At 53.9% G+C, this 23,565-nt stretch carries 19 protein-coding genes, 1 tRNA gene and 1 pseudogene; 14 read left to right on the forward strand and 7 right to left on the reverse strand.

Annotated features, from left to right (window positions below):
* Nucleotides 1-2 precede the first annotated feature (2 nt).
* Both H8527_RS00910 and nagA read right to left on the reverse strand, forming a co-directional pair.
* Nucleotides 3-872: an electron transfer flavoprotein subunit beta/FixA family protein gene (locus H8527_RS00910; RefSeq protein WP_187544836.1), complete on the reverse strand. Its 870-nt coding sequence runs from the start codon at nt 870-872 to the stop codon at nt 3-5.
* Between the two features lie 96 nt (nt 873-968).
* Nucleotides 969-2,126 carry an N-acetylglucosamine-6-phosphate deacetylase gene (nagA, locus tag H8527_RS00915; RefSeq protein ID WP_187544838.1) on the reverse strand — a complete coding sequence of 386 codons (1,158 nt, stop codon included), beginning with the start codon at nt 2,124-2,126 and terminating at the stop codon, nt 969-971.
* Nucleotides 2,127-2,531: 405 nt separating this feature from the next.
* On the opposite strand from nagA, the gene H8527_RS00920 reads away from it, so the two are divergent.
* Together H8527_RS00920 and H8527_RS00925 are read left to right on the forward strand one after the other, a co-directional pair.
* Nucleotides 2,532-4,607 (forward strand): OmpA family protein, encoded by a 2,076-nt coding sequence (locus H8527_RS00920; RefSeq protein WP_187544840.1) that lies wholly within the window; start codon nt 2,532-2,534, stop codon nt 4,605-4,607.
* A gap of 409 nt (nt 4,608-5,016) precedes the next feature.
* The gene (locus H8527_RS00925) at nt 5,017-5,535 is read left to right on the forward strand and encodes an outer membrane beta-barrel protein (protein ID WP_187544842.1); all 519 of its coding nucleotides are present in this window, start codon (nt 5,017-5,019) and stop codon (nt 5,533-5,535) included.
* Nucleotides 5,536-5,631: 96 nt separating this feature from the next.
* On the opposite strand, the gene pyrH is transcribed toward H8527_RS00925, so the two are convergent.
* Together pyrH and H8527_RS00935 are read right to left on the reverse strand one after the other, a co-directional pair.
* On the reverse strand, nt 5,632-6,339 hold the full coding sequence (pyrH, locus tag H8527_RS00930; RefSeq protein WP_187544844.1) for a UMP kinase: 708 nt from the start codon (nt 6,337-6,339) through the stop codon (nt 5,632-5,634).
* A 346-nt stretch (nt 6,340-6,685) separates the two neighbouring features.
* On the reverse strand, nt 6,686-8,002 hold the full coding sequence (locus H8527_RS00935; protein WP_187544846.1) for an MATE family efflux transporter: 1,317 nt from the start codon (nt 8,000-8,002) through the stop codon (nt 6,686-6,688).
* Nucleotides 8,003-8,548: 546 nt separating this feature from the next.
* Here H8527_RS00935 and H8527_RS00940 point away from each other — a divergent pair.
* A complete protein-coding gene (locus tag H8527_RS00940; protein ID WP_187544848.1) occupies nt 8,549-9,841 on the forward strand; it encodes an IS1380 family transposase in 1,293 nt (430 codons plus the stop codon).
* 170 nt (nt 9,842-10,011) lie between these two features.
* Here H8527_RS00940 and H8527_RS00945 read toward each other — a convergent pair whose 3' ends face one another.
* The 3 genes from H8527_RS00945 to H8527_RS00955 form a co-directional block, all read right to left on the reverse strand.
* Nucleotides 10,012-10,626: a hypothetical protein gene (locus tag H8527_RS00945; protein ID WP_187544850.1), complete on the reverse strand. Its 615-nt coding sequence runs from the start codon at nt 10,624-10,626 to the stop codon at nt 10,012-10,014.
* Nucleotides 10,627-10,929: 303 nt separating this feature from the next.
* Nucleotides 10,930-12,585 carry a PNGase F N-terminal domain-containing protein gene (locus H8527_RS00950; protein ID WP_187544852.1) on the reverse strand — a complete coding sequence of 552 codons (1,656 nt, stop codon included), beginning with the start codon at nt 12,583-12,585 and terminating at the stop codon, nt 10,930-10,932.
* A gap of 21 nt (nt 12,586-12,606) precedes the next feature.
* The gene (locus tag H8527_RS00955) at nt 12,607-13,077 is read right to left on the reverse strand and encodes an Lrp/AsnC family transcriptional regulator (RefSeq protein ID WP_187544854.1); all 471 of its coding nucleotides are present in this window, start codon (nt 13,075-13,077) and stop codon (nt 12,607-12,609) included.
* A 126-nt stretch (nt 13,078-13,203) separates the two neighbouring features.
* Between H8527_RS00955 and H8527_RS00960 the strand changes: the two genes are divergently transcribed.
* The 11 genes and pseudogenes from H8527_RS00960 to H8527_RS01010 all read left to right on the forward strand — a co-directional run.
* Nucleotides 13,204-13,566 (forward strand): hypothetical protein, encoded by a 363-nt coding sequence (locus tag H8527_RS00960; RefSeq protein WP_187544856.1) that lies wholly within the window; start codon nt 13,204-13,206, stop codon nt 13,564-13,566.
* A gap of 120 nt (nt 13,567-13,686) precedes the next feature.
* Nucleotides 13,687-14,799 (forward strand): tRNA 2-thiouridine(34) synthase MnmA, encoded by a 1,113-nt coding sequence (gene mnmA, locus H8527_RS00965; RefSeq protein WP_187545166.1) that lies wholly within the window; start codon nt 13,687-13,689, stop codon nt 14,797-14,799.
* Between the two features lie 11 nt (nt 14,800-14,810).
* Complete coding sequence (locus H8527_RS00970) at nt 14,811-15,758, forward strand: polyprenyl synthetase family protein (protein ID WP_187544858.1); 948 nt, start codon at nt 14,811-14,813, stop codon at nt 15,756-15,758.
* Nucleotides 15,759-15,769: 11 nt separating this feature from the next.
* Nucleotides 15,770-16,555: a TatD family hydrolase gene (locus H8527_RS00975; RefSeq protein ID WP_187544860.1), complete on the forward strand. Its 786-nt coding sequence runs from the start codon at nt 15,770-15,772 to the stop codon at nt 16,553-16,555.
* A 15-nt stretch (nt 16,556-16,570) separates the two neighbouring features.
* Nucleotides 16,571-16,948 carry an AraC family transcriptional regulator gene (locus H8527_RS00980; protein ID WP_187544862.1) on the forward strand — a complete coding sequence of 126 codons (378 nt, stop codon included), beginning with the start codon at nt 16,571-16,573 and terminating at the stop codon, nt 16,946-16,948.
* On the forward strand, nt 16,938-18,281 hold the full coding sequence (locus H8527_RS00985; protein ID WP_187544864.1) for a serine dehydratase subunit alpha family protein: 1,344 nt from the start codon (nt 16,938-16,940) through the stop codon (nt 18,279-18,281). Before H8527_RS00980 ends, H8527_RS00985 begins: the two co-directional genes overlap by 11 nt.
* A gap of 157 nt (nt 18,282-18,438) precedes the next feature.
* Nucleotides 18,439-18,512: transfer RNA gene (locus H8527_RS00990), tRNA-His, on the forward strand.
* Between the two features lie 154 nt (nt 18,513-18,666).
* Complete coding sequence (locus H8527_RS00995; RefSeq protein WP_187544866.1) at nt 18,667-19,458, forward strand: HAD family phosphatase; 792 nt, start codon at nt 18,667-18,669, stop codon at nt 19,456-19,458.
* 22 nt (nt 19,459-19,480) lie between these two features.
* Nucleotides 19,481-20,593 (forward strand): DNA-processing protein DprA, encoded by a 1,113-nt coding sequence (gene dprA, locus H8527_RS01000; protein ID WP_187544868.1) that lies wholly within the window; start codon nt 19,481-19,483, stop codon nt 20,591-20,593.
* 951 nt (nt 20,594-21,544) lie between these two features.
* On the forward strand, nt 21,545-22,585 hold the full coding sequence (gene lpxD / locus H8527_RS01005) for a UDP-3-O-(3-hydroxymyristoyl)glucosamine N-acyltransferase (protein ID WP_187544870.1): 1,041 nt from the start codon (nt 21,545-21,547) through the stop codon (nt 22,583-22,585).
* A 47-nt stretch (nt 22,586-22,632) separates the two neighbouring features.
* A pseudogene (locus H8527_RS01010) lies at nt 22,633-23,532 on the forward strand (UDP-3-O-acyl-N-acetylglucosamine deacetylase); the annotation flags it as partial.
* Nucleotides 23,533-23,565: the final 33 nt, after the last annotated feature.

Below are 23,565 nucleotides of genomic sequence, written 5' to 3' on the forward strand. Positions count from 1 at the left end.
GCTTATCCGATGGTGTGGCTTTCGAGGAGTTCAACAATCAAATTTTCTACTTCGGCATCCGAACTGCCCAGTCGTTGGCTTTCTTTGGCCTTGAAAACGATGTTTTGCACCGTTTTCACCTTGGTGGGCGAACCGGAGAGGCCGCATTGTGCGAGGTCGGCCTCGATGTCGGCCACGCCCCACTGCGTGAGGTTGAGGTAGGGTTTCTTGTCGTATTCCTCAGCGTGTGGGAGTTCTGCGGGCTTTTCGGCAGGTGCCAGTGCGCGCTTGTATTTCATAAGGAGTTTGGCGTTGCGGGGGCGGCAGGGGGCGGCAGAACCGGTGACGGTGAGCAGCAGGGGCAGAGGCGCTTCGACCTTCTCTACCCCGCCGTCGATGCGACGCGTGGCGGTGAGTGTGTTGTCGCAAAGTCCATTGACCTCCTCAACGTAGGTGATTTGGTTGATGCCCAGTTTTTCGGCCACTTGCGGCCCGACTTGTGCGGTGTCGCCGTCGATGGCTTGACGACCGCAAACGATGACATCGGGCACACCGATTTTGCGAATGGCTTGCGAGAGCACGTAGGACGTGGCGAGGGAATCGGCGCCGCCCATAGCGCGGTCGGTGAGGAGGACGCCGGCATCCGTGCCGCGGTAAAGTCCCTCACGGAGCACTTCGGCCGCCTTGGGCAGGCCCATGGTGAGCATCGTGATGGTCGAGCCGGGATGGGCTTCTTTCAGACGAAGCGCCAGTTCGAGCGCATTGAGGTCGTCGGGATTGACGATGGCAGGCAGTGCTGCGCGATTGACGGTACCTTGCGGCGTCATCGCATCTTTGCCCACATTGCGGGTGTCGGGTACTTGCTTGGCAAGTACAACAATTTTCAGACTCATGTTGTGGTGATAGTCGATTAAGAAAGAGAAAAAGGAAAAGAAAAATCCCCCACTCCCACCTTTGCAGAAAGGGGGAGAGGGGGAGGAATAAGAGACTTAAAGGTCGTTGCGCTTGACGTTGCCGTTTTGCATCACAAACTTGATTTCGATGTCCTTGTCGAACATGATGATGTCGGCATCGTGGCCTTTCTTGATGTAGCCCTTGCGGTCGTCAATCTTCATGATGCGAGCGGGCACTTCGGCAATCATGCGACAGGCGTCTTCCATGGGGATGTCGGCTTCCTTGACGGCGGTGCGCACAAGGCGGTCCATCGTGGAGATGGAGCCGGCCAAAGCACTGCGGTCGGCCAGTTTGCACACGCCGTCTTCGATGATGACGCGGGGATCGAAGTTGTAGGTCGACTTCGAAGCACTGCACGCCAGCGAGTCGGTCACGAAGCACATGTTCTTCACGCCCTTGGCATTGTAGATTTGGCGCATCAGCACGGGAGGCACGTGAATACCGTCGGAAATCACCTCTACCGTGAAGTCGTCGATGGCAAAGACGCTCTCTACCACACCCACTTTCTTGAACTCGCGGGCTTTGGTGAGGCTGCTCATCGCGTTGGTGAAGTGAGTAGCGTGGTTGGCGCCAGCTTTATAGGCCATGAGCACATCGTCCCAGCCGCCGTCGGTGTGGGCCACCGAGGGTTTGCAACCGTGCTCCACGCAGCATTCATAGAACTCCTTCGCACCGGGCAGTTCGGGAGCAGCATCCCAACGCTTCACGCAGTCGGTGCTTTCGAGGATTTCTTTGTATTCCTTGGGGTCGGGGTTGCGGATGATGTCGGGCATCTGTGCACCGGCCTTCTTCAAGTTGAAATAAGGCCCTTCCAAGTGCAAACCCATGATGGGGCTGCCGGGCTCTTTCATCAGGCGTTCGCACGTTTTGATGGCGGCGTCAATCATTTCGCGGGTGCTCGACGAGAGGGTGGGATAAATGGCGGTTGTGCCGTATTGCATGTGGGCGTCTACGGCCGTGCGGAAAGCCTCTTCTGTACCTTCCATAAAGTCGCGGCCACCACCACCGTGGATGTGAAGTTCGATGCCACCGGGCACGATGTCACAGCCTTTGGCATCGATGATTTCAGCGCCTACGATGGGGCGTTCGTTGTTGGCAACTTCGACGATTTTGCCGTCTTCGACAAGCACACTACCGCCTTCGAGCCAACCTTCGGGCGTGAGAATGCGACCATTGGTGAGTTGTTTAAGCATGGATTATGATTGAGTTTTAGTGAAACAAAAAAACCGGCTCGAGCGCTCTTGTTCGGTTGAGGAAAAGGCGCAGAGCTTTATCTTATAGAAAATTCTACACCATTGCACCACCCTGCTTCGGGTGCGCAATAGTGCAGCAAATTTACTACTTATTTTGCTAATTGCACCTTCCACAGACAATAATTTGCAAAAAAAAGAGTTGCTTATGAAGATAGATGTTCAAAATTAAGCAGACTTCTTTCCTTAGGCAATTCTACTTGGCTTCTCATCTTTGCCAATCTTTGCCGGCATCCGACGGCCGGCTATCCTTTGTAAAGCCTGCCCTTTTCCATCATCCCATCGACTGAACGACACGCAACAGCTCCATTTCCGACGACCTTTCGTCAGAAACTCCTCCCTTATCATATGAGACCACAATTACTCCCCCTTACCCTCCTCTTAACGCTTCTCCTCCTACTGACCGCCTGCACCACCGCCGAACGAAGTGCACGCCGTGCCGAACGTGCCATGGCCATCGGCGAATATGCCGAAGCGGCCGCGCTCTATCAGAAAGCCTATCGCCTCACCTCCATCAAAGAGAAGGAGCAACGCGGACGGCTGGCCTTCCTTATGGGCGAAGCCTACCGCCGCTACGGCTACTCCTCGCGTGCCCTCGGCGCCTACCGCACGGCGGAGCGCTACAAATATGTCGACACGCTCACCTATCTGCGCATCGGCCAGATGTCGCTCCTCAAAGGCGACTACAAAGGGGCGGAAAAGGCATTTCGGCAACACATCTTCCACCAACCCGACAACGCGGCAGCGGCCATCGGACTGCAAAGCGCGGAGCACGCGGTCGCCACACGCAATGCCGGTTCGCTCTACACCGTGCGCCTCGCCGGCAACTTCAACAGCAACCGTGCCGACTACTCTCCGGCCCTCCTCGGCACGGACAAGGAACAACAACTCTACTTCACCTCCAATCGCAGCGCAGCGGCCGGCAACACGCTTTCGGGCATTACGGGACAGAAGCCCGGTGACCTCTTCGTGGTGCGCCAAGACGAGAAAGGTCGATGGAAAGCGCCCGAACTCATAGAATCCCTCAGTTCGGACAATGACGAAGGCACACCGGCCTTTTCGCCCGATGGGAAGACGATGTACCTCACCGTCTGCACCACCCATCCCGAATATCCACGCATGGCCGAAATTTGGACTTCGGCACGTACCGACGCTTCGTGGGGCAAACCACAGGCGCTCAAACTCAGTGCCGACACCCTCTCCAACTACGCCCATCCCGCTCCCTCGCCCGATGGACGATGGCTCTACTTCGTCTCCGATATGCCCGGCGGCGAAGGAGGTCTCGACCTCTGGCGCGCTCGCATCGAAGGCAACAATGGCGTATCTGGCATCGAAAACTTAGGTCCGTCCATCAACACGCCCGGCAATGAGGAGTTCCCCACCTTCCGTCTCGACGGCACGCTCTTCTTTTCTTCCGATGGTCGCGAAGGCTTGGGTGGACTCGACCTCTACAGCGCTGTGCTCGACAGTCTTTCGGGCGTTTGGAACGTGGAACATCTGCCTGCGCCGCTCAACTCCAACGGTGACGACTTCGGGATGACCTTCGACGGCACGCATCCGCGCGGTTTCTTCACCTCCACGCGCTCCACCGGTGGCCGAGGCTGGGACAAACTCTATGAATTCTCCCACCCCGAAGTGCTGCTCAGTGTCAAAGGTTGGGTCTACGAGCAAGACGGCTACGAACTCCCGGCCGCGCTCGTTCACATCATCGGCAGCGACGGCACCAACCTGAAAGTACCGGTCAAGAGCGATGGCTCATTTGAGCAACCCATCTCTCCCGGCGTCGACTACCTCTTCCTTGCCACTTGCCCCGGCTATCTCAACCTGCCTCAACACCTGCGCGTCGACACCCTCGCCGCCGAGCAGCGCGTGCTCCAATTCCCGCTGCCCTCGCTGAGTATTCCGGTGCTCGTGCGCAATGTCTTCTACGAGTTCGACAAGGCCGACATCACACCGGCTTCCTCGGAAGCGCTCGACCGACTGACGCGACTGCTCAACGACAACCCACACATCACCATCGAACTGGCCGCACACACCGACACCCGCGGCAGCGAAGCCTACAACCTCGCCCTCTCCCAGCGCCGTGCAGAGAGCGTGGTGCGCTACCTCACCGCCCACGGCATCGCTCCCGACCGCCTCACGCCCAAAGGCTATGGCGAAGCGCAGCCGAAAGTCGTCAACCGCAAACTCCTCGAGACGCACCCCTTCCTCCACGAAGGCGACACGCTCACCGACTCCCTCATTGCCCGCCTCCCCCTCGCGCAGCAGGACTCCTGCCACGCCCTCAACCGTCGCACGGAATTTCGCGTTCTCCGCACCACCTACGGCCTTTTTGACAAACAGGGCAATCTGCGTCCCGATGCACTGAAAACCGCTCCCTCTTCTAAGTCGACCAAGAAGGACGAGGAGGACGAAGAGGTTTGAGAATGACGCTCCATCGGTGGTCTTCCGCTATCCTTGACCACATCACCGCCTTTTACTGCCCGTGATGGCATTACCTTTCAGTCGAAAAAAGAGCAACGAGCGCGATGCTCCGCCTTTCTACAACCTCCACGAACGGTTTCATTACCCCAAAATCAGACAAAATCACGCTCTTCAAAGTGTGGAAATCACCCCTCTTGAAAACTTTCACAACACGATTAGTATACCCATTTTGATATGCCAGAATAGCAAAAGCCGTCAATTTTCTTCAAAAACGTGAGAAAAAGAGATTTTTTCTTGCGGGTTTCTTTTTTTTCTCTCTAACTTTGCATCGTCAAACGGAAGGAAACAACTCCTTCTGTCGACAACACAAGAACTCAAATTACAGTAACACTTTTAATAACACAAAACAATGAAAAAGTTTTTACTCGCTCTCGCCATCGCAGCCGGCTCGTTTGCTGCTGCCGATGCACAAGTATTCTTGGGTGGCCGTCTGGGTCTTTGGCACAACTCTAAGGCTGAAACTACCAATGTCTCATTTGCTCCTGAAGTGGGTTATGCCCTCAACAACAAGTGGACCTTGGCTGCTGAACTCAACTACGATTTGCAAGAAAAGGCCTTGTATGGCAAAGACCTCAACACGTTCTCCTTCAATCCCTATGCTCGTTACACAGCAGCTTCTTGGGGTCCTGTGAACCTCATCTTCGATGGTACTGTGAACCTTGGCTGGGAAAAGGTAAAGGGTGCTGATGCTCAGTTTGCTTGGGGGGTAGGTGTTCGTCCCGGTCTCGCTGTAAACATCTCTCCTCGTGTAAGCTTTGTGACTAGCCTTGGTTTCGTAGGATTCCGTGACAGCGATCTCAGCGGTCAACAATTCGGTTACAATCTTTCTAGCAAAAACGTTAGCTTCGGCGTTTACTATAACTTCTAATTCTTCCGATTAGATTTTTCATAAGGCAAGTCGGCCACCCTCTCTTCGTGAAAGGGTGGCCGACTTCTTGGTTGGGCATCAATCGCATGGAGTGCCTTAGGCGTGCACGTAGGTACCGATGTCTTCGCCCGAAAGCACGCGTTTCAAGTTGCCCACGATGTCCATGTTGAAGACGTAGATGGGCAGATTGTTTTCCTTGCACATGGCGGTGGCGGTGATGTCCATCACGCGCAGGCCGCGTTGCAGCACCTCATCATAGGAGATGTCGGAAAATTTCGTGGCGGTGGGTTCTTTTTCAGGGTCGGCAGTGTAGACGCCGTCCACCCGCGTGCCTTTGAGCATAACGTCGGCTTCGATTTCGATGCCGCGGAGCGACGAACCGGTGTCAGTGGTAAAATAGGGATTGCCGGTACCGGCACTCATGATGACCACTTCGCCGCGCTCCAAAGCTTCGATGGCTTTCCACTTGGAGTAGAACTCACCGATGGGTTCCATGCGGATGGCAGTGAGTACACGGCTCTTCACGCCCACCGCACCGAGTGCCGAAGAGAGGGCAAGACTGTTGATGACCGTGGCGCACATGCCCATCTGGTCGCCTTTGACGCGGTCGAAACCTTTGCCGGCGCCCGAAAGTCCGCGGAAGATGTTGCCACCGCCGATGACGATACCGATTTCGATGCCCATGGCTTGGGCTTCCTTGATTTGCGCGGCATATTCGCTCAGGCGCTTCGTGTCGATGCCGTGCCCTTGCTCGCCCATCAGGCTCTCACCGCTGAGTTTCAAAAGAATACGTTTGAATTTCATAAGGATATGTAGTTGTATGGTTGATTGTCGTCGAAGGGTTGCTCCTGCAAGCCGATGCAAATGTAGCACTTTATCAGAAGAATATAAAACATTTGCGTGTTTTTCCGGACGCGCCGCTCTAAACTCCTCACATAGATTTGGGAGAACAGGCAAAATACTGTATATTTGCCGCTGAAGCCTCGCAAAAAGCAAAACATTATGGACATCGCCTTCAAGAACACGGATAGCAATCCTGTTGGATACTACCGGAACGTATTGTGCTCACTGAGTAAAAATATACGATTGGCCTTGGCGGTGAAACTTACCTACTCTGTATTAAATAACTACAACAACGCCCTGTTCAGATTTATGACTGGGGCGTTGTTTTTCTGATTTTACGCAAAAGTTGAGGCAGGAAGAGAGCAGCAACAAGCCCACGAAGTCCTAAGAAGAGCAGGAAGGCACACCAAAGGGCGTGGTTGCCCAACGAGGGAGAAAGAAAGTGATGAAGAAGAAAGAAGGCTGCCGAGGCGACAAAGACGGTGAGGAGCATGGCGCGGGTGGAGGTGGTGCCGATGAAGAGGCCGTCGAACAAGAAGGCTGAGAAACTCACCAAGGGAATCACGATGGCATAAGGGAGAAAAGGTTGCGCCGCCATGCGCACGGCTTCGACATCGGTGAGGAGGGCGATGAGGGTCGTGCTACTGACGAGGAAGAAGAGGACAAAACCCACCGCAACCCCACCGCCCCAGGCGAAAAGTCGACGCACAAGAGCGCGAAAGGCCGCGACATTCCCCTCACCCAGGAAGCGACCACCGAGGGCTTCGCCGGCGTAGGCAAAGCCATCCATAAAGTAGCTCACGAGGAGAAAGAGTTGCATCAAAAGGGCGTTGACCGCGAGGAGAGTTTCTCCTTGCCGAGTACCAAAAGCGGTGAAGGCAAACATCACCGAAACAAGGCAGAGCGTGCGCAGGAAGATGTCGCGATTGACGGCAAAAAGCTGCATCCACGCCGGCAACGAGCGCACCACAGCACGCATCGTAGTGTGACAGCGTCCACGCTGCAACACGCGCAGGGCAAGCGCAAAAGCCAATGCAGCTCCCGTCCACTGTGCCACGAGCGTCCCCATCGCTACACCGGCGATACCCCAATGCAGCCCCACAACGAGAGTAAGACTGACAAGGATATTGACCACATTCTGCACAATGGCCACTACCATCGGGTAGCGCGCATTCTGCATGCCCAACAACCAGCCGTTAAGGGCGAAGAGGGTCAGCATGGGCGGTGCGCCCCAGATAAGGATATTGAAGTAGATACGAGCAGGAACAGCTGCCGTCGCTCCGGGAGCGAGGAGGCGGAAACCGAGCGTGGCAATGGGTTGCTGAAAGAGCAGAAGCAGCAGCCCAATGACCAACGCGAGCACCAGCGAGCGCCAAAGCAAGGCCGCCGTTTCGTCGTGGTGTCCTGCGCCATAGGCTTGTGCGGTGAGTCCGCCGGTGCCCATGCGTAGGAAGTTGAAGAGCCAGTAGGTGGTCGAAAAGAGGGTGCTGCCCACAGCGATAGCCGCAAGGTAAGCTGCCGCACCGAGGTGTCCCGTGATGGCGGTGTCCACCAAACCAAGGAGCGGCACGGTGATGTTGGACACTATCGAAGGAACAGCAATGCGAAGAATGGAACGAGACATGAGTTTCTTTTTATAACGAACTATGATGGGCATGAAATAAATTTTACCCGCAAGCAGAGTTCAATCAACAATCAATCTGATGAAGAAACAATGCTTCGTTACCGGTCAATCCCAGTAGTGGGGCATCGCATGAATATATTGATTATTCTTTCCAAAGCACTGTCTCCTTCCAATCTGTAGGAAATCCCATAGCTGTCACATCCACAGAAGGATACTTTGTGAGAAGGCATTTCAGTTGTTGGCGAAATGTATTTTTCGGATGTATGGTATCCTCTAAATACTGAAATATGCATAACTGCCAATAGAGTTTCGTAGGACGAACTTCGGTAGCAGTTATCCATTTTCCTGGCAATCTCTTAGGCAGTTGTGGCTTAATTGCAAAACTACGATTCCACACTCTATTGTGATGGCAACCTTAATTCCGCAGCATAAAATCTTTTAAGAAATCCAAGTGCCTGAGAAACAAAGTCCTCAAAAACACTTGGATATGTCAGAAATTTCACCTATCTTGGTGCTGCAAACATAACAAGTAAGCAAAAATCTGACATGGCAAAGGTAGCAATTAAAAGCGAGAATATCACTTCCTTCGGTGGAATTTATCACATTATGGACGTTTTCTCAAAGTTGGGCTTTGAAAAACTTACCGAATCCGTGTTGGGCAAACGTGGAAGTAGCGGCAAGGCATTCAGCCATGGAAGCATCCTGGGCTCTCTCTTCTTCAGCTACCTTTGTGGAGGGGATTGCCTTGGGGACATCAATGCGCTTACAAGACAGTTCAAGCAGAGACCTGATACGCTGTTACCCAGTGCCGACACTGTGGGGCGCGGACTGAAGGAGCTTACCGAGAAAAATATTGTCTATAAGAGCGAAACCTCCGGCAGGTCTTACAGTTTCAACACTGCAGAGAAGCTGAACACCTTACTTTTACGGATGATGGGGCTTATAAAGGCAGGCAGTCATGTTGACTTAGACTTTGATCATCAGTTTATTCCAGCCCACAAGTTCGATGCAAAGTATTCTTACAAGCAGGATTCTGGCTATTTCCCTGGTTGGGCTTCCATTGGGGGAATCATAGTCGGAGGTGAGAATCGTGACGGAAACACCAATGTGAGATTCCATCAAGAAGACACGCTCCGTCGCATTATGGACCGTGTAACCTCAGAACTTGGTGTGGTAATAGAGCGTTTCCGTGCCGACTGCGGGTCGTTCTCAAAGGAAATCATCCAAACCGTAGAGTCGCGCTGCAACACGTTCTATATACGTGCAGCCAACTGCGACAGCCGATGTGAGGACTTCCGCCGGCTGAAAGAATGGAAGAGTGTTGAGGTTGGTTATGAGAGATGCGATGTCACCTCCATCAGCATGGACAACTTAATAGAAGGAAAGTCATACAGGCTTGTCGTACAACGTAGTCCTTTGAAAGACAAGGAGGGCAAGCAACGGACTGATGTATTCGGAGTGATATACACATACCGCTGTATACTTACCAACAACTGGACATCTACCGAGAAAGACATCATTACATTTTATAATGAGCGTGGAGCAAGCGAAAAGAACTTTGATATACAGAACAATGACTTCGGATGGTCGCATCTGCCCTTTTCCTTTATGGCTGAGAACATGGTTTTCATGATGGTTACCGCCATGCTGAAGAACTTCTATCTCTATCTCGTCCGTCATATCAGCGATAAGGTCAAGCCATTGAAAAAGACAAGCAGGCTGAAAGCCTTTATCCTGCATTTTGTCAGCGTGCCAGCAAAATGGGTGCGCACTGGAAGGCGGAACGTTCTGAACCTATATACAAATAAAACCTACTACGCTGAAGTCTTCATTGAATAAACATCATTTCTTTGTGGCTTTTCATACTTCCCCATTGGTTTGGGTGGGGGATTTCATGATTATGCAAGAACCAAGAACCCCAGAAAATCCCCATATCAATGGATAAATCCCCAAAATGTCACTTCAATATATAAAAGTACCTCACAAGAAAAAATGCTGCGGAATTGAGGTTATCTTAAACTCGCATATGTTATTCTAATTTCATTTGTTTCTTTCCCTAAAGTTGTTATATATATAATTCTACCATAATTATCATATTTGTACTGACATCTGTAAATAACGGTCTCGTCAGAAAAATCTGGCATGTATTCATATCGGAACTCTTTAAGTAAGCCTTTTTCTATAACTATTGTGAGCGTTAAAACATAATCGACTCTTGCATTAATATATGTGTAATATTTGTTGATTTTTAATATATTAATTGTTTTACAATCACCTTTTGTTTGAATAAAAGATTGAATTTCCGACTTATCATAATTGGATAATATATCAGAGATAATACAAAGGTCTTCGAAAATAACCTCCGGATATTTTATAATCACCCCCCACGATTCCAAGTATTTTAATTGTTCGAAAAAGATCTTTTGCATATCTTTCTCGACTTTTGTGAGCCTTATAGGTTTCTTTTGCTTGCTTTTATAGACAGCTTCTTTCTTTCCATTTATATATAGACTCTTGGAAATATACCCAGATTCATACGATAAGGTAACATCCACCTGATGATCTTCCGCTACTATACTGTTAAGAGGAAAATATAATAATAAAAGAAGTAAAAACACTTTCATAATTAATATCTTGCCTTAATTCCGCAGCATAAATTCTTGTGAGAACTCCAAGTGTCTGAGAAACAAAGTTCTCAAAACACTTGGATATGTCAGAAATTTCACCTATCTTGGTGCTACCAACAAAAAAACAAATAAAATATCTGACATGACAAAGGTAGCAATTAAAAATGAGAATATCACTTCTTTCGGTGGAATTTATCATATTATGGACGTTTTCTCAAAGTTGAGCTTTGAAAGACAAGGATGGCAGGGATCAGACGGATATGTTCGGAGTGATACACTACTCGTCAGTTGATTGGAGTCTCACTCGCACACCAGCGTGCCGGACAAGCACCAATAACTGATGCTGCTGCCTTCGGGGGCTCCCTGTGGGATTTTGATAGTGAGCATATGGTCGCCGGCGGTGAGCGCCCCCAGCGGGATGCGTTCTGGCGTGGTCACCGTGGCCGGACACCAATTGGAGCGACTCAAATCGCTGGACGAAAGGCCATTGTCGAAGTTGCCGCTGCAAGGGTTCTGATGGCGATAAGTGCCGCAGTCATCACGCCAAGGGATGAAACTGATGACGGGCCGCCCATCAAGCACAATGGTGTTGGGCTTGGGATTGAACTCGTCGCCGCCGCCCCATCCGCCGTGGCCCGTGGTGAGATAGACGAGGGTGGCGGCAGGCGTGTCGTGGTCAAGGTGGAAAGGCACAGTGAGGGAGTCTGTGCGCAGGAAGTCGGGATAGGGTTGCCCGGCCTGCTCAAGATAGTTGACTGTGTTGAAGAGCGGAAGGGTGAGGCGCTCCGCCGTCGGACCGCCGGGATAGTATTTGAGTGCGAGGGAGAGTTTGTGCCCATCCTTGTCCCAGTTGCCCACGTAAGCTCCGACCCACACTTCACCCTTGAGCGCGGCAGCGATGTCGGTGATTTCGGTTTTGTAGAACACGGAGTCGGCCCACGTCTGTCCCGGCACTTCTATGCTGTTGCAGCGGCGCACACCGAAGCCCGTGATGAAGCGCATCAGTTCGAGTGGTGCATCGTAGGTCGGTGTGGAGACGAGCGCGTGAAAATCTTTGCCACCCAGTCGGCGGCTCGGCACGCTCTTCAAGTCGTGGATGGCATCAAGAAAACTCTGCGCCTTGCCGGTGGGCACGACAAAGACGGAGCCGGTGCGGTCGTAGGCATCGCCATCGCTATACTGCGTGAGTTCGACAAACACCTGTCGGTCAACGGCCGTTTCGGGCAGGCGCACTTTCTTCAAAATGATGCTGCCGCCTCCGCAACGATAGACTCTCTCGGACATCAGGCTGTCGGGGCGGGGCAACCTGCTGCCGTCGAAGCACACCCGCTCTTGATCGAACACGCGCACCGTCTCCACCCGGCTTTGTCGAAGGGTGTGGTAGAACACCGGTTCGCGCAGGCTGCGCCCCACACTAAACGTCTGCCGATCCAGCGGACGGACGATCGGGACAAGGACGGTGGCGCGCACCTCGCGGTCGCCGTTGCGCACGATTTTGAGTACCAGGCCATCGGGCACACCAGTCTGATACTGCGGTGTGCCACGAAAGGGAAGACTCCGCGTCACCCACATCTCATAAGTGTTGGAATTGAGCACCATGCGATAAATACTGCACGGCAATCCCAGTAGTTTGCCGCTGCCCACCGGCTGCGCCAGCCCTTCGTTGAGGCGGAAAGGACGTCGGGACGAAATCACCTCGCCGCCTTTCAGCTCGGCCCGCAGCCGCACCAGCAGCGAGTCGAAATCGAGGATGGTTTGCACCTCTCCTTGCCCGAGGAGCAAGGCGCGGGTACTATCGGCCAACAGTTGCAGAGTGGGAGCGGTGGAGCGCCCTTTCTCAAACGTCTGGTAGGTCACTTCAATGGCGGGCGCCTTTTTGAGCCGGCGAAGAGGGGTTTGTGCTGCCGCCCCCAGGGTCGAGGCGAGCAGAAGTAGCGTGAGTAGAAGAGATTTCATAAGTCTAAGGAGGAAAAGAGATTACAATGCAGAGTGCAGGATGTCCACCCCATATTCATGCTTGACGGACTCCATGACAAAAGTCGACTCGATGTGGGCCAGCGTGTCCAGCCGCCCGAGCACTTCGAGCACAAACCTCTGGTAGTACTTCATATTGGGGCAGTGCACTTTGAGCAGATAGTCGAACGCCCCACTGATGTTGTAGCATTCGGTCACTTCGGGGATGTTGCGCACAAACTCGGCAAAGTCGTTGGCAATGGCATTATTGACCCGCTTCAGTTTGACGGAACAAAACACGACAAAGCCCTGATTGAGTTTTTCGGCATTGAGGATGGCGACATAGCGCTCGATGTAGCCACTGCGCTCCAAGCGGCGGATGCGCTCGTAGACGGGGGTGGTGGAAAGATTGACGCGCGCCGCCATCTCTTTGGTGGTCAGGCGGCCGTCCTGCTGGAGGATGCGCAGGATTTCGAGATCTTTGGCATCTAACATAGGAGAAAGGGGAGACAGAATGAAAAGATAAATTTTCCGACAAACGTGCTTCATCTTCGACCAAACAGACGTTCGTCCTAAATAGAGAAGCAAAAATAGCAATATCTTCCGACTTTTGCAAATCCCTTGGCAGATATTTCCATTATTCGTAATTTTGCAGTGAAAAAGGAACAAGTTTCCTTCCAGTTATCTTCAGATATTCACATTCATCATTTTTATAACTCTGCTTTTCTAGTTTGTGTTGCAGCCGGCATCGCTCCTTTCGAGCGAGCCGGCTGTTTTTGTCCATCCTTGCGAAAAACTTCTCTAAGTGAGGGACAATCTATAAACCAAACTTTGAATTACATAAACCAAACCTTGAATTATATAAACCAAGGTTTGGTTTATAGTTTATCTTTGGAGAAATCAAGTTTTTCACTCACCCAACGAAGAATATCAAAAGGAAGAATGAGTTTTGGACAATGGAGGGACGAAAGAAAACGTCCGTAGGTCGAAGCAAAAAGAACTGCTTTTCATTGCTCATATCATTGAGAAATAATAACTTTGCAGAAAAGAAGGGCTGTCGGAGCACAGTTTGCCCCGACAGCCCTTCCTGCTCAACAGAAATCTATGAACATTGCCCTCCTTCTCTCCGGCGGCGTAGACAGCGCCGTGGCCACCCACCTGCTGATGGAGCGCGGACTGCGCCCCGACCTCTTCTACATCAAAATCGGTATGGACAACGATGACGAACTCACGTGCACTGCCGAAGAAGACCTCGAACTCTGCCAGGCCATCGCCCGACGCTACGGGTTGCCGCTCCAGACCATTGACCTTCAAAAGGAGTATTGGGAGCGCGTGGTGAGCTATACGATGGGGCATGTGCAACAAGGACTTACTCCCAACCCCGACGTGATGTGCAACCGCCTCATCAAGTTTGGTGCGTTTGAGGAGCAGGTGGGTCATGCCTACGACCGCATCTGTACCGGTCATTATGCACGCTGCATCCGCGACAATGAGGTGTTTTGCGACTCCATCGGCGACGAAGCCATCGACCTCTCCTCCCATCCTGTTTGGCTCGGCACCGCTCCCGATCCGGTGAAAGATCAAACTGATTTTTTGGCACAGCTCGAACGCCGGCAGGTGGAGAAAATCATGCTTCCTCTCGGGCATCTGCAAAAGGAGGAAGTGCGCCAAATAGCCCTCGACAACCGCCTGGCTCCTGCACGCCGCAAAGATTCGCAAGGCATCTGTTTCTTGGGGAAAATCAATTACAACGATTTTGTGCGCCGCTTCTTAGGGGAGCGCAAAGGCGATGTCATCGAACTCGAGACAGGCAAGAAAGTGGGCGAACACAAAGGTTATTGGTTTCACACCATCGGGCAGCGCAAAGGCTTGGGTTTGGGCGGCGGCCCTTGGTTTGTCGTGAAAAAAGACCTTGCCGACAACATCCTTTACGTCTCCCACGGCTACGACAACCTCCTGCAATATGGTCGATCCTTCAACCTCGCCGGTTTCCACTTCATCACAGGCGACCCTTTCCCTCCATCGGGTACAATGGACATCACGTTCAAAGTGCGCCACACCGACCGTTGGCGCGTCGGTACACTCACCCGCACCACGGACGGCACTTTCCACATAGACGGACGCGACCCGATTCAAGGTATTGCTCCGGGACAATTCGGCGTGGTCTACTCGCCGGATGGTAGAGTGTGCATCGGATCGGGAGAAATCAGCCTCTAAGCCTTCACATTATGCTTCAAAAAATCGAAAATGCCATTCGCTCACTCCCCTTCCCCACCCAACCGGAAGGACTTTATGAGCCGATTGAATATGTACTCTCAATGGGAGGAAAGCGCCTGCGGCCGATGCTTCTGCTCACAGCCTATCGCCTGTTTCGTCCTGATTATGAGCGCGCCATGAGCGCTGCTGTGGGCATCGAAACCTACCACAACCACACCCTCCTGCACGATGACCTTATGGATCGCGCGGAGATGCGGCGCGGACAAGCAACGGTGCATTGCCGCTGGAACGACAACACAGCCGTACTCTCGGGCGACACCATGCTCCTGCTTGCCTACCGCCTCATTGCCTCTACCGCTGTCGGACGCATGGAGGAGGTAATGGCACTCTTCACCCAAAGCGCCATCCAAATCTGTGAGGGGCAGCAGATGGATGTCAATTTTGAAACCCGCGCCGATGTGTCGGAGGCAGAATATATCGAAATGATTCGCCTCAAAACCTCCGTTCTCCTCGGTTGTTCCGCAAAAATGGGTGCCCTCTTGGCCGATGCTCCCACTGCCGACTGCGACACTCTCTATGCCTTTGCCGAAAAGGTGGGTTTGGCTTTCCAACTCCAAGACGACTATCTCGACACTTTCGGCGATCCGGAGGTGTTTGGCAAGAAAATCGGGGGCGACATCCTTTGCGGAAAAAAGACATTTCTCGTTCATGCCACCCTCGCCCGCATGTCGGCCACCGAAGCCACCAACTTCCTCGCGCTCCTCAATCGCACCGACCTGCCGGCCGATGAGAAAATTGCACGCGTCACCGCTGTCTACCGCCACCACGACGTAGCGGCCGTCTGCGAAGCACGCATCGCCGACTTCTTTGAGGAAGCCCGACAGCTGCTCGCGCAACTCAGCGTAGAGGCTGCTCCGCTTTGGGAATATGCCCAAACCCTGATGAAAAGAAATAAATAAGGAGTAGATCGATGTCTCTCACCTTTATCGACACCCACACCCACCTCTATACCGAGGAGTTCGACACCGACCGCGACGAAGTTGTGGCACGCGCAGTGGCAGCAGGCGCCCGACACCTTCTCCTGCCCAACATTGATGCCAACAGCGTTGGCCCGATGCTCGCATTGTGCGACGCCTACCCTGATCTCTGCCGCCCGATGATGGGGCTGCACCCCACCGAACTGCCGCCTGACCCTGCACCGTTGCTCGAACAGATGGAGCGGATGCTGAGCCTTCCCGGTCATCCTTTCGTTGCCGTGGGCGAGGTGGGCGTAGATCTCTATTGGGACGCTTCCCGCAAGACAGAACAGATGGACGTGTTTCGCCGACAAGTGGAATGGAGTCTTCGCTTCGACCTCCCTTTGGTGATACACACGCGCTCCGCCCATGCCGAACTCCTTGAGGTGCTCACTCCTTTCAAAGCCGACCTCAAACGCGGCATTTTCCATTGTTTCGGAGGTAATGCGAAGGAGGCGTCAGAGCTTTTATCGTTCGAGGGTTTTGCTTTGGGTATCGGGGGTGTAGTGACGTTCAAAAAGAGTACGCTGCCCGCTGTACTCGAAACCACCGTGCCCCTCGACCGCATCGTCCTTGAGACCGATGCTCCCTATCTCGCCCCCACGCCCTACCGCGGTAAGCGCAACGAGCCTGCCCACCTCCCGCTCATCATCCACCGTCTGGCCGAAATCTACCAGACCACGCCCGACCACATCGCGCAGGTCACCACGCAAACGGCTGAGCGCATCTTTCAACGATAATTCCCTTCTCCCTACATGTCCTACCTCGACCATTTTAGCCACGAACGCGCCACCAGCATCTACCTCGAAGTGCTCCGTCTTTTGGAAGTGGAGCATTGGAGTCGCGATGCCGAAATGAGCGCACAGCGGTTGGCTGCGCACATCGGCTGCGACCACCGCGCCCTCAGTGCCGCACTGGCCATCTCCACAGGGAGCAACTACCACAACCTCGTGGCAAGTGTGCGCGTCAAAGAAGCCGCACGCTGCTTGAAAGACCCCAAATATCGCGATTGGAACATCGAAGATATCGGCCTACTCTGCGGTTTTGCCACACGCCAATCTTTCTACAACGCTTTCCGAAAATTTATAGGGCAGCCCCCAAAACAATATCAAAAGCAACACCATGTTAACTGAAAACACTCGACAAGACATCCTCGCATTGGTGCGCCGGCAGGTCGTCCCGGCCATCGGTTGCACTGAGCCCATCTGCGTAGCGTTGGCCACAGCTCGCGCCACCGAGCGACTGGGCACACTGCCCACCCGAATTTGTGCCCGCCTCAGTGCCAACATCCTCAAAAATGCAATGGGCGTCGGCATCCCCGGCACAGGAATGGTGGGGCTGCCCATCGCCATTGCCCTCGGGGCGATTGTGGGCAAGTCGGCTTATGGACTGGAAGTGCTCCGCGATGCCACACCCGCCGATGTGGAGCGCGGAAAAAACTACATCGACGAGGGGCGCATCGACATCACGCTGGCCGATGATGTTGAGGAAAAATTGTATGTCGACATCATCGCCACCGATGCCGAAGGGCATACCGCACAAGCCACCATTGCCCACGAGCACACCAGATTTGTAGACTGCGACTCTCACGCCGCCGCACAAGCGCTGGCCGACCAGAGCGACCTCACCACTCACGACAGCGATGCCGGAAGCGGTGGAGGCGATGCTGAGCAAGACCTCCCCCACAACGGCATCGGCCGGCAGCTTAATATGCAGTTGGTCTACGACTTCGCCACAACTGCACCGCTCGAAGAGATTGAGTTCATCAACGAAGCGGGACGTGTCAATATGGAGGCTTCTTCCCTCTCGCTCCGTGGCAACTACGGCCACCGATTGGGCAAAGCCCTCACCCGACCCATGGGACGCGGCATCATGGGCGACAACATCTTCTCCCACATCCTCTCGGCCACCTCTTCGGCTTGCGACGCCCGCATGGCCGGAGCGATGATTCCGGTGATGTCCAATTCCGGTAGCGGCAATCAAGGCATCTGTGCCACCAATCCGGTGATGGTCTTTGCGCGGGAGAACCACAACACGCCCGAAGAACTCACCCGCGCACTCATGCTCTCTCACCTCACCGCCATCTACATCAAGCAACATCTCGGCAGCCTCTCCGCCCTCTGCGGCTGCATCGTCGCTTCGACGGGCAGTGCCTGCGGCATCACCTATCTGATGGGCGGCGACTACGAGCAGATTTGTGCAGCGGTCAAAAACATGATTGCCAACCTCACAGGTATGATTTGTGACGGCGCTAAACCCTCCTGCGCCCTCAAACTCACCTCGGGCGTATCGACCGCCGTTCTCTCGGCCATGCTCGCCATGCAGGGCGAATGCGTCTCATCGGTCGAAGGCATCATCGACGACTGCGTCGACCACAGCATCCGCAACCTCGCCGACATCGGCAAGAATGCCATGAACGAGACCGACAAAAAGGTGCTTGACATCATGACCCACAAAAGCAAATGACGCCGAAGTCGAGAAGAATTGTAGATATTCTCACACGACCGACATTCCTTTTTTCGCCCTTTTCTTGAAGAAATCATCAAAAAGACGAAGAAAAGTTTGGAGGTTTCGGAAAAACTACGTACTTTTGCATCGCCTTTCGGAAGAAAGGTCGATTATGGTGACTGTAGTTCAGCTGGTTAGAGCGTCAGATTGTGGTTCTGAATGTCGTGGGTTCGAATCCCATCAGTCACCCTCTCATCTCCCTGCAAGCTTTGGCTTGTGGGGATTTTTTGTGGACGACAGCGCTTTTTTCGCTTTCGGTTTCCCCTTCTCCATTTTATTCTCTACCTTTGTAGAAGCAAAGCGGCGCTGTGCCCTTTCCCTCATCTTCTACTCCCCCACCCCAATGAATTCTACCCTGCAACAATACTGGTCGGCCCATCCCGACCTGGCCCGGCAGGCAAGTGCCGAAGGGCTCGACCTCTCCAACGGCCGCCTGCCCCTCCGTGCTGTGCTTTTCGACATGGATGGCGTCTTGTTTGACTCCATGCCCGCCCACGCCAAGTCGTGGGCAAAGGTGTGTCACGACCTCGGTCTGCAACTCACCGAGATAGAAGCCTTCATGCACGAAGGTCGCACCGCTTTCTCCACCATCAACTGGATCACCCAGCGGCAGTTTGGCCGCGGCACCACCGAGGAAGAGGTCAATCGCATCTATGCCCTCAAATGCGAGGAGTTCAACCACTATCCCGAAGCGCCCAAGATGCCCGGTGCCGTGGAAGTGCTGCAACAAGTGGCGCAGACCGGACTGGACCGCCTTGTAGTGACCGGCAGCGGACAAGCCAGTCTGCTCGACCGACTCACCACCAACTATCCTGGTTGCTTCGGCCGGGACAAAATCGTGTCGTCCAAGGACACCCTTCGAGGCAAGCCTCATCCCGACCCCTATCTGCTGGGACTGCAGCGCGCCGGCGCGTTGCAGCCATGGCAGGCGCTCGTGGTCGAAAACGCGCCTTTGGGAGTGCAGGCCGCAGTGTCTGCCGGCATCTTCACCATTGCCGTCAACACGGGGCCACTCCCCGAAAGCGCCTTGGCCGAAGCCGGAGCCAACCTCCTCTTCCCCTCTATGACCGCCTTGGCCGAAGCTTGGCCCAAAATCATCGCGCAGCTGATGGCGCCCGCCTCGCAACCACGCTAACCACTCTCCCGCCTGCTGCCCTATGCTACACACCTTGGCCCTCAGTCTTCTGCGCGGCATGACCCAAGCACAGACACTTGAGTTGTTGCGCCATGTGCCCGATGCACGCGCCATCTTCGAACGCCCCGACGATGTCCTCACCGAGGTGCACCCCACTATGCGGCGGCGCATCGAGACGGCGCTGCAATCTCATGGAAGCGAGGCACTGGCGCGCGCTGCGTGCGAACTGGAATTTTGCGAACGCCACAACATCCGTGCGCTCGGCCTGCACCACCCTGACTATCCGCAGCGCTTGGCCGAATGTCCCGATGCTCCGGCCATGGTGTTCTATCGCGGCAACGCCGACCTCAATGCGCAGCACGTGCTGGCGGTGGTGGGCACGAGACGCATCACGCCCTACGGCAAAGACCTCTGCCAAAGCCTCTGTGCCGACCTCCGGCGCCTCCTCCCCGACGTGCTCGTGGTGAGCGGGCTGGCCTATGGTGTGGACATCCACGCTCATCGGGGTTGTTTGAAGGAGGGATTGTCCACGGTGGGGATTTTGGCACACGGGCTCGATCAGATTTATCCCTCCTCACATCGCGAAACGGCCAAAGCCATGCTCCGGCAAGGCGGTTTGCTCACGGAGTACATCTCACAGACGCGCGCCCACGCCGGCAACTTCGTGCGGCGCAACCGCATCGTGGCGGGAATGGCCGATGCCACCCTTGTCGTGGAAAGTGCGCAAAAGGGCGGAGCACTCATCACCGCCCGCCTCAGCATGGACTACGATCGGCTCGTCTGCGCCTTCCCCGGACGCACGGCCGACCCTTACAGCGAGGGGTGCAACAGGCTCATCCGCGACCGACAGGCCGAACTGGTCACCTCGGCCTACGACCTCCTCGATCTCCTCAACTGGAACACACCGACTGCCTCTACGCAAAGAGAACCCGAACTCAACTTTCTCCCCACACTCACCCCGGAACAACAAGCGGTGGTGGAGGCGCTAAAAGGCAAAGACGGGCTGAACCTCACGCAACTGTGCATCAAAACCAACATGGAGCAAAGCACAATGACCGCCCTGTTGTTTGAACTCGAAATGAGCGGTATCGTCCGCCTGATGGCCGGTGGTCTCTATCGGTTGCTGCCTCAATGAGGTCTGTGCGATTTTCTACGAACGCTCCCATTTATAAATAGACATCTCGACTTCATTTTCAGCCACAAGTCCCACACTTTAACACAACTTTAACAAACCGACGTCCTGTTTCATTGTGTTGTCATGAACCGGCCCCTACAAGATTGTTTGAAAACATTTGTTTTCTTCAGAGGGAGTGAAATTTATCTCAGAGGTAGTTTCATTTTTCTCAGAGGTAGAAAAAACTACCTCTGAGGAAGTTCGTACGATGTCCGACTCCCCCTCGCGCGCGTACGCTACACTCTGATTGACGTTTTTTGCCTTCACAGCCTTCACCCTCGTGGGCAAATGGTGCAGCATGAGGCGTTGAGAGGTAGGGCAATCCAAGCCGGCACGCAGCGAGGTGGTGGGTTCCGGCATGGACGCGAAAGTTTCCCTTCGGAAAACATTCACCCACAAACAACTGCCAGTCAGTCGCTTATCGGCATCGGTGAAGGAGTGAAGGCAAAAAACACCACTTATATAGTAGGGTACACGCGCGCGAGGCCTCTCTCCTCACAGCTCCCTTTTGGGGGCCTCACCCCCAATGCTTCTTTGAGAGCGGGCGAAAGGGATGAGAGCGGAAGAGAGCAAATGTGTCGGGAGAAATGCACATTTTATCGACAAAAAGAGGAGAAAAACATGGATTTTTCAACTTCGCAAGCAAGAAAGCAAGTATTTATTTCGGAGATTAGCACAGAAATAGTAAATTTGCACTATTAAGTAGGTATTCAGAATTCATGGATACTATATTTGTTTCATTTTTTCGTCAGGTCGCCTTTGCGAAGAAGGAGTGTAGCGCGGGTTACACGACTGATGGACAAAGGTGAGAGGACAGAAAAGGGAGACAAAGAGAGTATCAAAGTAGAGAACCGCCTACGACTAAGATAACTACGATTAATTTTGAACACCTACTTAAATAGGTTACTATAAATGGAATTTAACGCCCAGCAGATAGCAAGTTATCTTGGCGGCATCGTTGAAGGAAATCCTGAGGCTGCTGTCAAAACCTTTGCCAAAATTGAAGAAGGGCAGGAAGGAGCCATCTCTTTCTTGGCCAATCCGAAATATGCCCACTATCTTTACGAAACCCTCTCTTCGGTGGTGTTGGTGAACCAAGACTTCGTGCCCGAACGTCCCGTGAAAGCCACTTTGGTGCGCGTGCCGAACGCCTACGAAGCCATTGCACGTTTGCTCTCGCTCTACGAATCGATGACGCAAAAGCGCACAGGCATTCATCCGTTAGCCTGTGTGAGCGAAACTGCCACTTTGGGCGAAGGCGTCTATGTCGGCCCCTTTGCCTATGTGGGTGAAGGCGTAAGCATCGGCAACGGCACGCAGATTTATGCCCATGTGGTGCTGGAAGAAAACACCACGGTGGGCGACAACTGCACGATTTACCCCAACGTGAGCGTCTACAAGGAGTGTCGCATCGGCAACGGCGTCATCTTACACAGCGGATGCGTGATTGGGGCCGATGGCTTCGGTTTTGCGCCGGCGGCCGACGGCTATGAGAAAATTCCACAAATCGGTATCGTTACCATCGAAGACAATGTGGAAATTGGTGCTAATGCTTGTGTAGACCGCTCCACTATGGGCAGTACCTACGTGCGCCAAGGGGTGAAAATCGACAACTTGGTGCAGATTGCCCATAACGTAGAAGTAGGTGCCCACACCGTGATGTCGGCCCAAGTGGGCGTGGCCGGCAGCACCAAGATTGGCGAATGGTGCATGTTTGCCGGACAAGTGGGCATGGCCGGCCATTTGAACCTCCCCGACCGCACCACAGCGGGTGCCCAGGCCGGCATCCACACTTCCCGCACGGGCGGCGTCCCCTTGATGGGCACTCCCGCCATCGATGCCCGCACCTTTGCCCGCAGCAGTGCGGTGTTCAAGAATCTTCCCGACCTTCGCGAAGAGGTGCGCAACCTCCGCAAAGAAATCGAACAACTCAAAGCGCAACTGGGACAATAAGTCGACCGCGAGCGACGTTATGCAAGCGTCCCCCACTTGCGATACACATTATCATGCAACAGACTCTCAAAGATAAGTTTTCCCTTTCCAGCAAAGGACTCCACACGGGGCTGCACCTGACCGTGACTTTCTGTCCCGCCCCCGTCCACCACGGCATCAAAATCCAACGCATCGACCTCGAAGGGCAGCCCATCATTGAAGCCCTCGCCGAAAACGTCATCGACACTTCACGCGGCACGGTGGTCGGCACTCCTGAAGTGCGCGTTTCGACCATCGAACACGGCATGGCAGCACTCGTGGCTTTCGGCATCGACAACTGCTTGATTCAGGTGGACGGACCCGAGTTTCCCATCCTCGACGGAAGTTCCATCTACTTCGCCCGAGAGATTGAGCGCGTCGGCGTGGTGGAGCAAGACGCTCCGCGCAACTACATCGAAATCAAAGAACCCATCGAATACTACGATGAAATTTCGGGCTCTTGCCTGCGCCTCGAACCGGCCGGCAAATTGAGCGTAGACTCTACCATCGAGTTTTTCGACAGCCAGTTTATCAAAACCCAACGCGCCGTGCTCCATGATTTGAGCGAGTTTCCCAAGGAATTTGCCTCTGCCCGCACCTTCGTCTTTGTGCGCGAGGTGGAAATGCTCCTCCAGATGGGGCTCATCAAGGGAGGCGACCTCTCCAACGCCTTGGTGATCTACGAGCGACAACTCTCTCAAGAGCGCCTGGACGCCCTGGCCGACATGCTCGGCGTGGAGCACCGCGATGCTTCGCAACTGGGCTATCTGCAACAAAAGCCCATCACGTGGAACAACGAGTGTGCGCGCCACAAACTCTTGGACATCCTCGGCGACATCGCCCTCATCGGCCGTCCTCTCAAAGGACACATTATCGCCATCCGCCCCGGCCACAAAGCCAACAACAAGTTTGCACGCCTCGTACGTCAGCGCTACCAATAAAGCGCTCCGTCATCCTCCTCC

Origin of the sequence: Alloprevotella sp. Lung230 (genome assembly GCF_014385435.1) — a bacterium.
Classification (GTDB): domain Bacteria; phylum Bacteroidota; class Bacteroidia; order Bacteroidales; family Bacteroidaceae; genus Alloprevotella.

Excerpts from the sequence above, each read along its gene's own strand:
- H8527_RS00910 (WP_187544836.1), bottom strand. The coding sequence starts at position 872 with ATGAGTCTGAAAATTGTTGTACTTGCCAAGCAAGTACCCGACACCCGC.
- nagA (WP_187544838.1), bottom strand. The coding sequence starts at position 2,126 with ATGCTTAAACAACTCACCAATGGTCGCATTCTCACGCCCGAAGGTTGG.
- H8527_RS00920 (WP_187544840.1), top strand. The coding sequence starts at position 2,532 with ATGAGACCACAATTACTCCCCCTTACCCTCCTCTTAACGCTTCTCCTC.
- H8527_RS00925 (WP_187544842.1), top strand. The coding sequence starts at position 5,017 with ATGAAAAAGTTTTTACTCGCTCTCGCCATCGCAGCCGGCTCGTTTGCT.
- pyrH (WP_187544844.1), bottom strand. The coding sequence starts at position 6,339 with ATGAAATTCAAACGTATTCTTTTGAAACTCAGCGGTGAGAGCCTGATG.
- H8527_RS00935 (WP_187544846.1), bottom strand. The coding sequence starts at position 8,002 with ATGTCTCGTTCCATTCTTCGCATTGCTGTTCCTTCGATAGTGTCCAAC.
- H8527_RS00940 (WP_187544848.1), top strand. The coding sequence starts at position 8,549 with ATGGCAAAGGTAGCAATTAAAAGCGAGAATATCACTTCCTTCGGTGGA.
- H8527_RS00945 (WP_187544850.1), bottom strand. The coding sequence starts at position 10,626 with ATGAAAGTGTTTTTACTTCTTTTATTATTATATTTTCCTCTTAACAGT.
- H8527_RS00950 (WP_187544852.1), bottom strand. The coding sequence starts at position 12,585 with ATGAAATCTCTTCTACTCACGCTACTTCTGCTCGCCTCGACCCTGGGG.
- H8527_RS00955 (WP_187544854.1), bottom strand. The coding sequence starts at position 13,077 with ATGTTAGATGCCAAAGATCTCGAAATCCTGCGCATCCTCCAGCAGGAC.
- mnmA (WP_187545166.1), top strand. The coding sequence starts at position 13,687 with ATGAACATTGCCCTCCTTCTCTCCGGCGGCGTAGACAGCGCCGTGGCC.
- H8527_RS00970 (WP_187544858.1), top strand. The coding sequence starts at position 14,811 with ATGCTTCAAAAAATCGAAAATGCCATTCGCTCACTCCCCTTCCCCACC.
- H8527_RS00975 (WP_187544860.1), top strand. The coding sequence starts at position 15,770 with ATGTCTCTCACCTTTATCGACACCCACACCCACCTCTATACCGAGGAG.
- H8527_RS00980 (WP_187544862.1), top strand. The coding sequence starts at position 16,571 with ATGTCCTACCTCGACCATTTTAGCCACGAACGCGCCACCAGCATCTAC.
- H8527_RS00985 (WP_187544864.1), top strand. The coding sequence starts at position 16,938 with ATGTTAACTGAAAACACTCGACAAGACATCCTCGCATTGGTGCGCCGG.
- H8527_RS00995 (WP_187544866.1), top strand. The coding sequence starts at position 18,667 with ATGAATTCTACCCTGCAACAATACTGGTCGGCCCATCCCGACCTGGCC.
- dprA (WP_187544868.1), top strand. The coding sequence starts at position 19,481 with ATGCTACACACCTTGGCCCTCAGTCTTCTGCGCGGCATGACCCAAGCA.
- lpxD (WP_187544870.1), top strand. The coding sequence starts at position 21,545 with ATGGAATTTAACGCCCAGCAGATAGCAAGTTATCTTGGCGGCATCGTT.